A 13,413-nucleotide genomic window follows, 5' to 3' on the forward strand; every position below is an offset into this window, starting at 1 on the left:
AAAGTTACCTCCTTTACCGATTATTTCTTCTTGTTCGCTACAGTCTTACGAGGACCTTTGCGAGTACGAGCGTTGTTTTTAGTGTTTTGTCCGCGAACCGGTAAACCACGGCGATGACGTAGACCGCGATAGCTTCCGATCTCCATTAGACGTTTGATGTTAAGTGATACCTCACGGCGAAGGTCACCTTCAACTTTCAATTTGTCGATGATGTCACGGATTTTGTTAAGTTCATCTTCTGTAAGATCACGAACACGAGTGTCTTCAGAAACACCAGCTTCAGCCAAAACTTTTTGAGCTGTAGATTTACCAATACCAAAGATATAAGTTAATGAGATTACTACACGTTTTTCACGTGGAACATCTACACCAGCAATACGTGCCATTGTATAAGCGCACCTCCTTCAAATTAACCTTGTTTTTGTTTATGTTTAGGGTTTTCACAGATAACCATTACTTTTCCACGTCTGCGGATAACTTTACACTTTTCGCAGATTGGTTTAACTGATGGTCTTACTTTCATTATCCTAACCTCCTTAATAGTACGGAGTGCAATGATTATTTAAAACGATATGTGATTCTACCGCGTGTTAAATCATATGGAGATAGCTCAACTGTTACTTTATCTCCAGGTAAAATGCGGATGAAGTGCATACGGATCTTACCGGATACATGAGCTAGCACTGTATGACCATTTTCTAATTCTACCTTAAACATTGCATTTGGCAAAGTATCAACAACTGTGCCTTCTATTTCAATTACATCGTCTTTCGCCATTGAACGATTCTCCCTTCTTCATGTCATATACGAATTCATTTGCATACTTTGCAAGCGCAAAGCGCAACTTTCCGTTTGTTACACGGCCGGTCTCCTTGAGACTGGTCTGAACTTCTGGAGAGATATAATTAAGCAATTGCAGATGCTGAATGTTCTTTTTCTTCGGGCAATCGAATTTCTTCCTGCCGCCGTCAGCAAGCATAACAAACCTTTCATCCATCAACCTTATAATTATAGCATATTGACCAGCGTCACGCCCGCTTTTGATCAAAACAATTTGACCAGGCTGCGGATTCGTATCAGAACCAACCAATGGAATCACCTGCACCTTAGGCTTTTGTTAATATTTCATAACCGGATTCAGTGATCGCTATTGTATGCTCAAAATGGGCACACCTTTTACCGTCAACAGTCACAACTGTCCAGTTATCGGTTAAGGTTTTAACATAACGACTTCCTGCATTCACCATAGGTTCAATAGCAAGTACCATACCCGGCTTTAAGCGCGGCCCTCTGTTAGGCGGTCCATAATGAGGAATTTGAGGATCCTCATGTAAGTCTTGCCCTACTCCATGGCCGACATACTCGCGTACAATGGAAAAGCCATTAGATTCCGCATACGTTTGGATAGCATGGGAGATGTTCGACAAGCGCTCACCCGGTTTTGCTTCTTCAAGACCTTTATATAATGATTCCTCTGTCACATCCATCAGACGCTCGGAGTCCTCATCAATTTGGCCAATAGCATAAGTCCAGGCTGAGTCACCATGATAACCGTTATATTTAGCACCGATATCAATGCTGATTATATCACCGTTATTTAAAACTCGAGCACCAGGAATCCCATGAACAAGTTCATCATTAACTGAAGCACAAATGCTGCCGCGGAAACCATTATACCCTTTAAAAGACGGGATTGCATCGTGTTTACGGATAAACTGATCAGCAATATCATCCAGTTCGCGGGTTGTGATGCCGGGTACAATATGTTTCTTCAGCTCCTGGTGTGTAAGTGCTACGATCCTGCCGGCCTCACGCATTATATCAAGTTCACGCGGGGTTTTGCAAATGATCATTGTAAGCCCCCGAGCAAAGCATCAAGATCAGAAAATACTTTATTAATATCTTGCTGACCATCAATATTGCGCAGATATCCTTTCGTTTCGTAGAAATCGAGCAACGGCTTTGTCTGTTTAATATTGACGTCAAGTCTATTCTGAACAGTAGCTTCATTATCATCAGCACGCTGATACAGCTCACCGCCGCAGCGATCGCACACTCCGTCCTTCGCTGGCGGATTGAATACTAAATGATAAGTAGCTCCGCAGTCTTTACAGATACGGCGTCCGGTAAGACGTTCCATTAGAATGCTCTGATCAACATCAATATTAATGACATAATCAATTTTCTTATTCAAATCAGAAAGGATGTTTTCAAGGGCATCTGCTTGGGCAACTGTTCTTGGGAACCCATCCAGCAAAAAGCCTTTTTCGCAATCATCCTTGCTTAAACGTTCACGGACAATGCCGATTGTTACTTCATCAGGAACAAGCTCGCCTTTATCCATGAATGATTTTGCTTTAAGGCCTAGGTCCGTTTCGTCTTTAATAGCCGCACGGAACATATCTCCAGTAGAGATATGAGGGATGCCGTATTTTTGGACGATCTTCTCGGCTTGTGTACCTTTTCCGGCACCAGGGAGCCCCATTAAAACTAAATTCACGTCAATTTCCCCCTAGTCTCTAAATGGTATAAGGGAACATGCTGTCCCCTACAACCAAGTTATTTAATGAAACCTTTATAATGACGCTTAACGAGCTGTGCTTCAAGCTGCTTCATCGTTTCAAGTGCAACACCGACAACGATCAGCAGGCTTGTGCCTCCAATTTGCGCAGATTCAGGCAATCCGGCGATATTAATGAAGAATACCGGCAGGATTGAAATGACTGTCAGGAAGAGCGCACCGACCAATGTTAAACGGTATAAGACGCGAGTTAAATATTCCTGCGTGTTATTTCCTGGACGGATGCCCGGGATATAACCGCCCTGCTTCTTCAGGTTTTCCGCAACTTGTTCCGGATTTACCTGAATGAAAGCATAGAAATAAGTAAAAGCAATGATTAATGCACTATAAATGACCATTCCGATTGGAGACGTGTAGTCAAATATTCTTTGAATCCATAGCGTTACATCATTCTGCTCGAAGAAACCAGCAATGGTTCTTGGCGTGATAATGAATGAAATCGCAAAGATTACTGGAATTACACCAGCTGCATTAACTTTTAACGGAAGATGAGTTGATTGTCCGCCAGCAGAATTTTTTCCTGCTGTTACACGCTTAGCGTATTGAATAGGAATCTTTCTTAATGCCTGTTGGATGAAGATCGTTCCCACAACAATAGCAATGACTGCAACCAGAATAAGCACGACTGTCACAATGCGAAGGAATAGCTGCTCTCCTGCATTTTCAAATTGCTGAGCATAGATCTGGTTAACCGTTGAAGGAATACCAGCTGCGATACCAGCAAAGATAATGATGGAAATGCCATTGCCTACACCTTTTGATGTAATCTGCTCACCAAGCCACATTAAAAATGCAGTTCCGGCAGTCAAAACTACAGCAATCAATAGATAAGAGGTAATTCCCGGATTCTCAATCAGCATTCCGCCTGCTAGGTTATTAAACCCATAAGACATACCGAGAGCCTGGATAAAACCAAGCACGATAGTAAAGTAACGGGTAAACTGAGCTAACTTACGGCGTCCAACCTCACCCTGCTTTGACCATTCCGTAAACTTGGGAACAACATCCATCTGCAGAAGCTGAACAATAATGGATGCCGTAATGTACGGCATGATGCCCATCGCAAGAATCGAGAAGTTTAGGAGCGCCCCGCCGCCGAATGTATTCAGAACACCGAATACATTAAGTTCATCCTGGGCTTTTAATAGATCTGCATTTACGCCCGGTACAGGGATAAATGTACCGATGCGAAATACAATCAGCATTAAAAGGGTGAAAATAATCTTTCGTCTTATATCACCCACACGCATAAAATTGGAGATTGTCTGAAACATTAAATCACCTCAGTTTGACCGCCGGCAGCTTCGATAGCTTCCTTCGCAGCAGAGGAGAATTTATGAGCTTTAACTGTAAGCTTTTTCTCAACTTTGCCTTTTGCAAGAATCTTGATTCCTGCTTTTTCGTTGCTTACTACACCAGTTTCGATAAGAAGCTCAGGAGTTACTTCTGCTCCATCTTCGAAACGGTTTAAAGCATCAAGGTTCACAACCGCGTATTCTTTACGGTTGATGTTAGTGAAACCGCGCTTAGGCAAGCGTTGGAATAAAGGTGTTTGACCACCCTCGAATCCAGGACGGACACCGCCGCCAGAACGAGCGTTTTGACCTTTATGACCCTTACCAGCAGTTTTACCATTACCGGAACCGATACCACGGCCTTTGCGTTTGCGTTCCCCACGAGAACCTTCTGCAGGCTTTAATTCATGAAGTTTCATGTTGGCACCTCCTTATTTGTAGAAGAATAGAATTATTTTTCTTTTACCACAACAAGGTGAGCAACTTTGTTGATCATTCCGCGGATAGCAGGATTATCTTGATGCTCAACTGTTTGGTGCATTTTGCGTAAGCCAAGAGCCTTAACTGTTTCGCGCTGGTCTTGCGGGCGACCAATCACGCTGCGAGTGAGGGTTACTTCTAGTTTATTCGCCATTTGATATCCCTCCTTATCCTAACAGTTCTTCTACTGATTTACCACGTAATTTCGCTACGTCCTCAGCACGTTTTAATTGAGTTAAACCGTTCAAAGTGGCGCGAACCATGTTGATTGGTGTGTTAGTACCTAAAGATTTAGATAAGATATCACCAACACCAGCTAATTCCAGAACCGCACGAACAGGACCTCCGGCGATTACTCCAGTACCTTCAGAAGCAGGCTTAAGAAGGATTTCTCCAGCACCGAAGTGACCGATTACCTGGTGAGGAATTGTAGTTCCAACCATAGGTACTTCGACTAAGTTTTTCTTAGCATCTTCAATAGCTTTGCGGATTGCTTCAGGAACTTCCTGTGCTTTACCTGTACCAAAGCCAACGTGACCGTTTTTGTCACCTACTACTACAAGAGCAGAGAAACGAAAACGACGTCCACCTTTAACAACCTTTGCTACACGATTAACCGTAACTACGCGCTCTTCAAGTTCAAGTTTGTTTGGATCAATACGACGCATCTTTTTGTGTCCCTCCTTTGTCTATTAAAATTCTAAACCATTTTCACGTGCTGCATCAGCTAATGCTTGAACACGTCCATGATATAGATAGCCACCACGATCGAAAACGACAGCTTTAACGCCTTTTTCGACTGCGCGCTTTGCAACTAATTCTCCGACCTTAACTGCTGCATCAACGTTGCCAGTTGCATCAAGGTTTACTTCTTTATCTTGTGTAGAAGCACTTGCTACAGTAACTCCGTTTACATCATCAATAAGTTGAGCATAAATGTGCTTGTTTGAACGATACACATTTAAACGAGGACGAGCCGCAGTTCCAGAAAGTTTCGCACGCACACGAGCATGTCTTTTCTTACGAACTGCATTTTTATCAGCCTTCGTAATCATTTCGGTCACTCCTTTCGTTTACCTAAGCGGCATTACTTACCAGTTTTACCTTCTTTACGACGAACATATTCGCCTTCATAGCGGATACCTTTACCTTTGTAAGGCTCTGGAGGACGAACATCACGGATGTTGGCAGCCAATGCGCCAACACGCTCTTTGCTAGTACCTTTAACAATGATCTTTGTGTTAGATGGTACTTCAACTTCAATACCTTCTTCAGGCTCGATTTCAACAGGATGAGAGTAACCAACGTTTAAAACAAGCTTTTTGCCTTGTTTTTGAGCACGGTAACCGACACCGATAAGCTCTAGTCCTCTTTCGAATCCTTTTGACACACCTTCAACCATGTTAGCTAGAAGTGCGCGAGTAGTTCCGTGCAATGCGCGGTGTTCTTTCGCATCAGATGGACGGGAAACGTTGATTACGTTCTCCTCCACCTTGATTTCGATATCCTGGTTGAATGAACGGGAAAGTTCACCTTTAGGACCCTTCACAGTAACAGTGTTATTGTCATTAGTAACAGTAACACCAGATGGAATTTCGATTGGTTTTTTACCTATACGAGACATTTAATTGCACCTCCATTCATGAAAAACTCTATTACCAAACGTATGCTAATACTTCTCCGCCGACTTGTTTAGCGCGGGCTTCTTTATCAGTGATAACTCCTTGAGAAGTAGAAACTAGTGCGATTCCAAGACCGTTAAGTACGCGAGGTACTTCATCAGCCTTTGCGTATACACGAAGACCAGGCTTACTGATACGCTTAAGACCAGTGATAACGCGTTCGTTGTTTGAACCGTATTTTAAGAAAATGCGGATGATGCCTTGCTTGTTATCCTCGATAAGCTCAACATCACGTACAAAACCTTCACGCTTTAAGATCTCTGCAATTTCTTTCTTGATGTTAGAAGCAGGAACTTCTAATTTTTCGTGACGAACCATGTTCGCATTACGGATGCGAGTTAGCAAGTCTGCAATTGGATCTGTCATGACCATTGTTTTTACCTCCTTCCCATGCTTGGGGTTTACCAGCTAGCTTTTTTCACGCCAGGAATTTGTCCTTTATATGCTAATTCACGGAAACAAATACGACAAAGCTTAAATTTACGGTATACAGAATGTGGACGTCCGCAGCGTTCGCAGCGAGTGTACTCCTGTACCTTGTGTTTAGGCGTGCGTTTTTGCTTCGCAATCATTGACTTTTTAGCCACGTTTTCGCCTCCCTCTATTTAGCGATTACTTTTGGAATGGCATTCCAAATTGAGTTAAAAGTTCACGAGCTTCTTCATCAGTGTTAGCTGTAGTTACGATAACGATATCCATACCACGAACTTTGCTTACTTTATCGTAATCAATCTCAGGGAAGATCAACTGTTCTTTGACACCTAGAGTATAGTTACCACGGCCGTCAAATGACTTCTTAGAGATACCGCGGAAGTCACGTACACGTGGAAGAGATACAGATACTAACTTATCAAAGAACTCATACATGCGCTCTCCACGAAGAGTAACTTTCGCGCCGATTGGCATACCTTCACGAAGACGGAAGCCAGCGATAGATTTCTTAGCGCGAGTGATAACCGGCTTTTGACCAGTGATCAATGTTAATTCCTCAACAGCTTTATCTAGTGCTTTAGCGTTTTGAACAGCGTCACCAACACCCATGTTGATAACGATTTTTTCAAGCTTAGGTGCTTGCATAACTGATTTATAGTTAAACTTGCTCATTAGAGCAGGAGTAATTTCTTTTGAATGCTTTTCTTTTAGGCGGTTCATCCATTGTACCTCCCTTCTTCTTTGAACTATTTATCTAGAACTTCACCGGATTTTTTTGCAACACGTACTTTTTTGCCATCAACCGTTTTATAGCCTACACGAGTTGGTTCACCAGATTTAGGATCGACAGGCATAACGTTTGATACATGAACAGGTGCCTCTTGGCTGATGATTCCGCCTTGCGGGTTCATCTGAGAAGGCTTAGAGTGTTTCTTTACAATGTTAACTCCTTCAACAAGCACTCGGCTTTGTTTAGGGAACGCTGCAAGAATAACGCCCGTTTTGCCTTTATCCTTACCAGAGATGACCATAACTTTGTCACCTTTTTTCACATGCATCTGTGCGCACCTCCTTAAAGGCAATTTAATTTGTTATTTATAATACTTCTGGAGCTAAAGATACAATTTTCATGAAGTTGTTTTCACGTAGTTCACGGGCAACTGGTCCGAAGATACGAGTTCCGCGTGGTCCTTTGTCATCACGAATAATTACACATGCGTTTTCATCGAAACGAATGTAAGTACCGTCATTACGGCGTACACCGCTCTTAGTACGAACAACTACCGCTTTAACAACATCACCTTTTTTAACAACGCCACCTGGTGTTGCTTGTTTCACTGTACAAACGATAACATCACCGATGTTAGCAGTCTTGCGGCCAGAGCCACCAAGAACTTTAATTGTAAGTACTTCACGAGCACCAGAGTTGTCAGCAACTTTTAAACGTGATTCTTGTTGAATCATGTGTGTAACCTCCCTTCGGGATAAACCTTATTCCGAACAATTAGATAATAACTGCTTTTTCAACTACTTCTACAAGACGGAAGCGTTTAGTCGCAGATAGTGGACGAGTTTCCATAATACGAACGATATCGCCAGTTTTTGCTTGGTTTTGCTCATCATGAGCTTTGAACTTTTTAGAGTACTTAACGCGTTTACCGTAAAGTGGATGCTTTTTGTAAGTTTCGACAAGAACCGTTACTGTCTTATCCATTTTGTCAGAAACGACGCGTCCAGTGTAAACTTTGCGTTGGTTGCGTTCACTCATTGTGCGAACCTCCTCTCAATATCACTTGCTAAAGCCGATTTCTCTTTCACGAATAACAGTTTTCATGCGGGCAATCGCTTTGCGTACTTCACGAATGCGAGCTGTGTTTTCAAGTTGTCCAGTCGCCAATTGAAAGCGAAGGTTGAAAAGCTCTTCTTTTAATGATTTTACTTTTTGTTCAATTTCGGCAGTGGTAAGGTCACGAATTTCATTAGCTTTCATTTGATTCACCACCAATTTCTTCTCGTTTTACAAACTTGCACTTAACTGGAAGTTTGTGTGATGCAAGACGTAATGCTTCACGAGCGATCTCTTCAGATACACCAGCGATTTCGAACATTACTTTACCAGGCTTAACAACTGCAACCCATCCTTCTGGAGCCCCTTTACCGGAACCCATGCGGACTTCTAGAGGCTTTGCAGTGTAAGGCTTATGCGGGAAAATTTGAATCCAAACCTTACCGCCACGTTTCATGTAACGAGTCATTGCAATACGTGCAGATTCAATTTGACGGTTAGTGATCCAAGAAGCTTCAAGAGCTTGAAGGCCATATTCACCGAAGTTTACTTCAGTTCCGCCTTTTGATTGACCACGCATTTTTCCGCGGTGTACACGACGATATTTAACGCGCTTTGGCAATAACATATTATTTGCCTCCTTCCCCAGTTTTCTTCTTAGTAGGAAGGACCTCTCCACGATAGATCCATACTTTTACGCCCAATTTACCGTAAGTTGTATCAGCTTCAGCTGTAGCATAATCGATATCAGCACGAAGAGTATGAAGTGGAACTGTTCCTTCGCTGTATGATTCTGAACGAGCGATATCAGCACCGCCTAAACGACCAGATACCATTGTTTTGATACCCTTAGCGCCAGCGCGCATTGCACGTTGAATAGTTTGTTTTTGAGCACGACGGAAAGATACGCGGTTTTCTAATTGACGAGCAATGTTTTCCGCAACCAATTTCGCATCAATATCTGCTCTTTTAATTTCAAGAATGTTGATATGAACACGCTTGCCAGTTAATGAGTTAAGTGACTTGCGAAGTGCTTCAACCTCAGTACCACCTTTACCGATAACCATTCCTGGTTTCGCAGTGTGGATAGTGATGTTCAGGCGATTAGCAGCACGTTCGATTTCTACTTTAGAAACAGAAGCATCGCTTAAGCGCTTTGTGATGTACTCACGAACCTTAAGGTCTTCGTGTAAAAGATCAGCATAGTCTTTGCCTGCGTACCATTTTGACTCCCAATCACGGATGACACCGACACGCAAACCGACTGGATTTACTTTTTGACCCACTGATTATCCCTCCTTCTTTTCTGATAAAACGATAGTAATATGGCTAGTGCGCTTGTTGATTTGGCTTGCACGGCCCATAGCGCGAGGACGGAAACGTTTTAAAGTTGGTCCTTCGTCTACGAATGCTTGAGCAACTACCAGATTGTTAACGTCCATTTCGTAGTTGTGCTCAGCGTTAGCTAGTGCAGATTTTAAAACTTTCTCTACGATTGGAGAAGCAGCTTTAGGTGTAAGGTTTAAAATCGCTACTGCTTCGCCTACTTGCTTTCCTCGAATTAAATCTACGACTAAACGAGCTTTACGAGGAGCAATACGAACTGTTCTTGCAACAGCTTTAGCTTGCATTAGAATGCCCTCCTCTCATTAACGTCTTGTTTTCTTATCATCATTGCCATGGCCTTTGTACGCACGAGTTGGAGCAAATTCTCCAAGCTTGTGGCCTACCATGTCTTCAGTGATGTATACAGGCACATGTTTACGACCATCATAAACTGCGATTGTGTGTCCGATGAATTGTGGGAAGATCGTAGAACGGCGAGACCAAGTTTTTGTAACTTGCTTGCTTTCTGTTTCGTTAAGCTTTTCGATCTTTGTCATTAAATGTTCATCAACAAAAGGTCCTTTTTTTAAGCTGCGACCCATGATTGAACCTCCCTTCGTGATTGCTCTACGGTTCTAATTTGGAACCGTAGTACAATCCCGTTATTTTTTACGACGACGTACGATAAATTTGTCTGATTTGTTGTTTTTCTTGCGTGTCTTGTAACCAAGTGTTGGTTTGCCCCAAGGAGTCATTGGAGACTTACGTCCGATTGGCGCACGTCCTTCACCACCACCGTGTGGGTGATCGTTAGGGTTCATTACAGATCCACGTACAGTTGGGCGCTTGCCTAACCAGCGTGAACGACCTGCTTTACCAATGTTAATAAGTTCGTGCTGCTCGTTGCCAACCTGACCTACAGTTGCACGGCACTCAGCAAGAATCATGCGAACTTCACCAGAGTTTAAACGAACTAATACATACTTGCCTTCTTTACCAAGAACTTGTGCAGAAGTACCAGCAGAACGTACTAATTGTCCGCCTTTGCCAGGTTTTAATTCGATGTTGTGGATTACAGTACCCACTGGAATGTTAGCTAGTGGAAGTGCATTACCCACTTTGATATCTGCTTCAGGACCAGACATTACTTCCATGCCCACCTGTAAGTTCTTAGGTGCAAGGATGTAACGCTTTTCTCCATCTACATAGTTAATTAGTGCAATATTTGCAGAGCGGTTTGGATCATATTCGATTGTGGCAACGCGTCCTGGAATGCCATCTTTGTTACGTTTAAAATCGATGATACGATATTGACGTTTATGACCGCCGCCTTGATGACGAACTGTCAACTTACCTTGGTTGTTACGGCCGCCTTTTCTCTTTAAAGGAGCAAGTAAAGACTTTTCTGGTTGGTTAGTCGTGATTTCTGCGAAATCAGAAACCGTCATGCCGCGACGACCATTAGAGGTAGGTTTATACTTTTTAATCGCCATTTCGTTTCCCTCCTCTTCTAGTTATAGTAATTAAGCTTCAAATAGCTCGATTTCTTGGCTTTCAGCTGTTAATTTAACGATTGCTTTACGGCGTTTGTTAGTGTAACCGCCGAATTTGCCCATACGCTTGAACTTGCCTTTGTAGTTCATGATGTTAACTTTCTCAACTTTTACGCCAAAGATTTGCTCAACAGCGTCTTTAACTTGAGTCTTGTTAGCTCGTACGTCAACTTCGAACGTATATTTTTTATCAGCCATAATATCAGTAGAACGTTCAGTGATTACGGGGCGCTTAATGATTTCGCGTGCATCCATTATGCAAGCACCTCCTCTACTTTTTCAACCGCTGCTTTCGTCATGATAAGCTTATCATGGTTTAAAACATCTAAAACAGTGATTCCAGAAGCAGACACAACTGTTACACCAGGAATGTTACGAGCAGATAGTGCTACGTTCTCATCTAGGTCAGCAGTTACGATAAGTGCTTTAGAATCAACAGAAAGACCAGTTAATACACCTTTAAAGTCTTTAGTTTTAGGAGCTTCGAAAGCAAGGCCTTCTAATACTAGGATGTTTTCTTCTAACACTTTAGAAGATAACGCAGATTTGATTGCCAGACGGCGAACCTTTTTAGGTAGTTTGTAGCTGTAGCTGCGTGGTACAGGACCAAATACAGTACCGCCTCCGCGCCATTGTGGTGAACGGATAGAACCTTGACGTGCACGGCCTGTGCCTTTTTGGCGCCATGGCTTACGTCCTCCGCCCGCTACTTCAGAACGAATTTTAGTTTTATGAGTCCCTTGACGTAATGAAGCTCTTTGCATAACAACAGCTTCGAATAATACGTGCTGGTTGGGCTCGATACCAAAGATCGCATCATTAAGTTCGATATCACCAACTTTAGATCCGCTTTGGTTAAACAATGCTACTTTCGGCATTCTGTTTTCCTCCTTTCCGGTTTAATTATTATGCTTTTACCGCACTTTTGATTTTTACTAATGCTTTTCTTGCACCAGGTACATTACCTTTGATCAAAAGAAGGTTGCGTTCAACATCAACTTTTACGATTTCAAGGTTTTGTACAGTCACTTGCTCTCCACCCATACGTCCAGGCAATAATTTACCTTTGAATACACGGTTTGGAGCTACAGGACCCATTGAACCAGGGCGACGGTGGTAACGAGAACCGTGAGCCATAGGCCCGCGAGATTGTCCGTGGCGCTTAATGGCACCCTGGAAACCTTTACCTTTTGAAATTCCTGTTACATCAACAGTATCGCCTTCTGCGAAAATATCAACTTTGACTTCTTGACCAACTTCATATTGCCCTAAATCAGCTCCGCGGAATTCACGTACGAAGCGCTTAGGAGCAGTGTTTGCTTTAGCAACATGCCCTTTTTCAGGTTTGTTGGACAACTTGTCGCGCTTGTCTTCAAATCCAATCTGGATTGCTTCGTATCCATCAGTTTCAACTGATTTCTTCTGAAGAACAACGTTAGCTGCTGCCTCAACAACTGTTACCGGGATAAGATCACCGTTTTCAGCAAATACTTGAGTCATACCAATCTTTCTTCCTAAGATTCCTTTGGTCATTTCAGTCACACCTCCTAAGTTTCTTATAATTATTTATTGATTAAAGTTTGATTTCGATATCTACACCAGACGGTAAGTCTAAACGCATTAGAGAATCAACCGTTTGTGGTGTTGGGTTAACGATGTCGATTAGACGTTTATGCGTACGCATTTCGAACTGTTCACGAGAGTCTTTGTACTTGTGAACCGCACGTAGGATTGTGTAAATAGACTTTTCAGTTGGTAATGGAATCGGACCAGAAACAGCCGCACCAGAACGTTTTGCAGTCTCAACAATCTTTTCTGCTGATTGATCAAGAATTCTGTGATCATACGCTTTTAAACGAATACGAATTTTTTGTTTTGCCATTATTTTCCCTCCTTTTCGCCTATTTTAATATAGACATTCTCCGTGAAAATTTCCCACACACTCGCCATGGCAAAGCGGCCGGGTGTGTCAGCAACCTTTCACATCATCGCAGTCAAAGACCAACATTGTCTATTATACAGAAACAATAAATGAAATGCAACATGTATATGTTATTTCTTTATGTTTCGCACACTTTTACTATTATAACTGCTGAATATAAAGTTTTCAATAGTATAGGAAGAAGTCTAAATATTTGCTTTAGGTACTTGGAATCTGCAGAGGGAGGATTGTTAGAAAAGGTAATTATATATAGAAGAAAGTAGATTGAAATAAAGAAATTTGTTTCATTTAAATTGGTTCAACCGCCTCAGCTAGATGTGTTCAGATGAAAGGGAT

The 13,413-nt window shown here is 42.4% G+C and carries 28 protein-coding genes; all 28 read right to left on the minus strand.

All coding sequences use genetic code 11. The annotated features are described in order from the left end of the window. Positions 1-20 precede the first annotated feature (20 nt). The 28 genes from rpsM to rpsJ are packed head-to-tail and all read right to left on the minus strand — an operon-like array spanning position 21 to position 13,017. Entirely contained in the window at positions 21-386 is a 366-nt protein-coding gene (gene rpsM, locus JI665_RS26255; protein ID WP_009336605.1) for a 30S ribosomal protein S13, read from the minus strand. A 23-nt stretch (positions 387-409) separates the two neighbouring features. Then, complete coding sequence (gene rpmJ, locus JI665_RS26260) at positions 410-523, minus strand: 50S ribosomal protein L36 (RefSeq protein ID WP_000868344.1); 114 nt, start codon at positions 521-523, stop codon at positions 410-412. Positions 524-558: 35 nt separating this feature from the next. Next, the gene (gene infA / locus JI665_RS26265) at positions 559-777 is read right to left on the minus strand and encodes a translation initiation factor IF-1 (protein WP_009336604.1); all 219 of its coding nucleotides are present in this window, start codon (positions 775-777) and stop codon (positions 559-561) included. Next, positions 755-1,090 (minus strand): KOW domain-containing RNA-binding protein, encoded by a 336-nt coding sequence (locus JI665_RS26270; protein WP_206845683.1) that lies wholly within the window; start codon positions 1,088-1,090, stop codon positions 755-757. Before JI665_RS26270 ends, infA begins: the two co-directional genes overlap by 23 nt. A gap of 16 nt (positions 1,091-1,106) precedes the next feature. Continuing rightward, the gene (map, locus tag JI665_RS26275) at positions 1,107-1,853 is read right to left on the minus strand and encodes a type I methionyl aminopeptidase (protein ID WP_206845686.1); all 747 of its coding nucleotides are present in this window, start codon (positions 1,851-1,853) and stop codon (positions 1,107-1,109) included. Beyond that, positions 1,850-2,500, minus strand: coding sequence for an adenylate kinase (locus tag JI665_RS26280; protein ID WP_009336601.1), 651 nt, complete (start codon positions 2,498-2,500; stop codon positions 1,850-1,852). Before JI665_RS26280 ends, map begins: the two co-directional genes overlap by 4 nt. 59 nt (positions 2,501-2,559) lie before the next feature. Then, positions 2,560-3,855 carry a preprotein translocase subunit SecY gene (gene secY, locus JI665_RS26285; protein ID WP_009336600.1) on the minus strand — a complete coding sequence of 432 codons (1,296 nt, stop codon included), beginning with the start codon at positions 3,853-3,855 and terminating at the stop codon, positions 2,560-2,562. Then, positions 3,855-4,295 (minus strand): 50S ribosomal protein L15, encoded by a 441-nt coding sequence (rplO, locus tag JI665_RS26290; RefSeq protein WP_206845687.1) that lies wholly within the window; start codon positions 4,293-4,295, stop codon positions 3,855-3,857. The genes secY and rplO overlap by 1 nt, the downstream gene beginning before the upstream one ends. A 32-nt stretch (positions 4,296-4,327) precedes the next feature. After that, the gene (gene rpmD / locus JI665_RS26295) at positions 4,328-4,510 is read right to left on the minus strand and encodes a 50S ribosomal protein L30 (RefSeq protein WP_009336598.1); all 183 of its coding nucleotides are present in this window, start codon (positions 4,508-4,510) and stop codon (positions 4,328-4,330) included. Between the two features lie 13 nt (positions 4,511-4,523). Next, complete coding sequence (gene rpsE, locus JI665_RS26300) at positions 4,524-5,024, minus strand: 30S ribosomal protein S5 (protein WP_009336597.1); 501 nt, start codon at positions 5,022-5,024, stop codon at positions 4,524-4,526. A 24-nt stretch (positions 5,025-5,048) separates the two neighbouring features. Continuing rightward, the gene (rplR, locus tag JI665_RS26305) at positions 5,049-5,411 is read right to left on the minus strand and encodes a 50S ribosomal protein L18 (protein WP_035332285.1); all 363 of its coding nucleotides are present in this window, start codon (positions 5,409-5,411) and stop codon (positions 5,049-5,051) included. A gap of 32 nt (positions 5,412-5,443) precedes the next feature. After that, entirely contained in the window at positions 5,444-5,980 is a 537-nt protein-coding gene (gene rplF, locus JI665_RS26310) for a 50S ribosomal protein L6 (protein WP_206845689.1), read from the minus strand. Positions 5,981-6,011: 31 nt separating this feature from the next. Further along, the gene (gene rpsH / locus JI665_RS26315) at positions 6,012-6,410 is read right to left on the minus strand and encodes a 30S ribosomal protein S8 (RefSeq protein WP_035332289.1); all 399 of its coding nucleotides are present in this window, start codon (positions 6,408-6,410) and stop codon (positions 6,012-6,014) included. Positions 6,411-6,439: 29 nt separating this feature from the next. After that, the gene (rpsN, locus tag JI665_RS26320; protein WP_009336593.1) at positions 6,440-6,625 is read right to left on the minus strand and encodes a 30S ribosomal protein S14; all 186 of its coding nucleotides are present in this window, start codon (positions 6,623-6,625) and stop codon (positions 6,440-6,442) included. A 25-nt stretch (positions 6,626-6,650) separates the two neighbouring features. Beyond that, on the minus strand, positions 6,651-7,190 hold the full coding sequence (gene rplE / locus JI665_RS26325; RefSeq protein WP_009336592.1) for a 50S ribosomal protein L5: 540 nt from the start codon (positions 7,188-7,190) through the stop codon (positions 6,651-6,653). A gap of 26 nt (positions 7,191-7,216) precedes the next feature. After that, the gene (gene rplX, locus JI665_RS26330) at positions 7,217-7,528 is read right to left on the minus strand and encodes a 50S ribosomal protein L24 (protein ID WP_009336591.1); all 312 of its coding nucleotides are present in this window, start codon (positions 7,526-7,528) and stop codon (positions 7,217-7,219) included. Between the two features lie 37 nt (positions 7,529-7,565). Then, a complete protein-coding gene (rplN, locus tag JI665_RS26335) occupies positions 7,566-7,934 on the minus strand; it encodes a 50S ribosomal protein L14 (RefSeq protein ID WP_009336590.1) in 369 nt (122 codons plus the stop codon). A 40-nt stretch (positions 7,935-7,974) separates the two neighbouring features. Further along, positions 7,975-8,238: a 30S ribosomal protein S17 gene (rpsQ, locus tag JI665_RS26340; RefSeq protein WP_009336589.1), complete on the minus strand. Its 264-nt coding sequence runs from the start codon at positions 8,236-8,238 to the stop codon at positions 7,975-7,977. A 21-nt stretch (positions 8,239-8,259) separates the two neighbouring features. Further along, positions 8,260-8,460 (minus strand): 50S ribosomal protein L29, encoded by a 201-nt coding sequence (rpmC, locus tag JI665_RS26345; protein ID WP_009336588.1) that lies wholly within the window; start codon positions 8,458-8,460, stop codon positions 8,260-8,262. Continuing rightward, entirely contained in the window at positions 8,450-8,884 is a 435-nt protein-coding gene (gene rplP, locus JI665_RS26350; RefSeq protein WP_009336587.1) for a 50S ribosomal protein L16, read from the minus strand. The genes rpmC and rplP overlap by 11 nt, the downstream gene beginning before the upstream one ends. A 1-nt stretch (position 8,885) precedes the next feature. Then, the gene (gene rpsC / locus JI665_RS26355) at positions 8,886-9,542 is read right to left on the minus strand and encodes a 30S ribosomal protein S3 (protein ID WP_009336585.1); all 657 of its coding nucleotides are present in this window, start codon (positions 9,540-9,542) and stop codon (positions 8,886-8,888) included. Positions 9,543-9,545: 3 nt separating this feature from the next. Then, entirely contained in the window at positions 9,546-9,887 is a 342-nt protein-coding gene (gene rplV, locus JI665_RS26360) for a 50S ribosomal protein L22 (RefSeq protein ID WP_009336582.1), read from the minus strand. An 18-nt stretch (positions 9,888-9,905) separates the two neighbouring features. Beyond that, on the minus strand, positions 9,906-10,184 hold the full coding sequence (rpsS, locus tag JI665_RS26365; RefSeq protein WP_009336580.1) for a 30S ribosomal protein S19: 279 nt from the start codon (positions 10,182-10,184) through the stop codon (positions 9,906-9,908). A gap of 60 nt (positions 10,185-10,244) precedes the next feature. After that, on the minus strand, positions 10,245-11,075 hold the full coding sequence (gene rplB, locus JI665_RS26370; protein WP_206845691.1) for a 50S ribosomal protein L2: 831 nt from the start codon (positions 11,073-11,075) through the stop codon (positions 10,245-10,247). 30 nt (positions 11,076-11,105) lie between these two features. Beyond that, entirely contained in the window at positions 11,106-11,390 is a 285-nt protein-coding gene (rplW, locus tag JI665_RS26375; protein ID WP_009336576.1) for a 50S ribosomal protein L23, read from the minus strand. Next, on the minus strand, positions 11,390-12,013 hold the full coding sequence (gene rplD / locus JI665_RS26380; RefSeq protein ID WP_035332298.1) for a 50S ribosomal protein L4: 624 nt from the start codon (positions 12,011-12,013) through the stop codon (positions 11,390-11,392). Before rplD ends, rplW begins: the two co-directional genes overlap by 1 nt. Before the next feature lie 28 nt (positions 12,014-12,041). Further along, positions 12,042-12,668: a 50S ribosomal protein L3 gene (rplC, locus tag JI665_RS26385; protein WP_035332300.1), complete on the minus strand. Its 627-nt coding sequence runs from the start codon at positions 12,666-12,668 to the stop codon at positions 12,042-12,044. A gap of 40 nt (positions 12,669-12,708) precedes the next feature. Next, on the minus strand, positions 12,709-13,017 hold the full coding sequence (gene rpsJ / locus JI665_RS26390) for a 30S ribosomal protein S10 (protein WP_009336571.1): 309 nt from the start codon (positions 13,015-13,017) through the stop codon (positions 12,709-12,711). Positions 13,018-13,413 lie beyond the last annotated feature (396 nt).

The sequence above is a fragment of the Bacillus sp. NTK034 genome, assembly GCF_017303275.1.
GTDB lineage: Bacteria > Bacillota > Bacilli > Bacillales > Cytobacillaceae > Cytobacillus.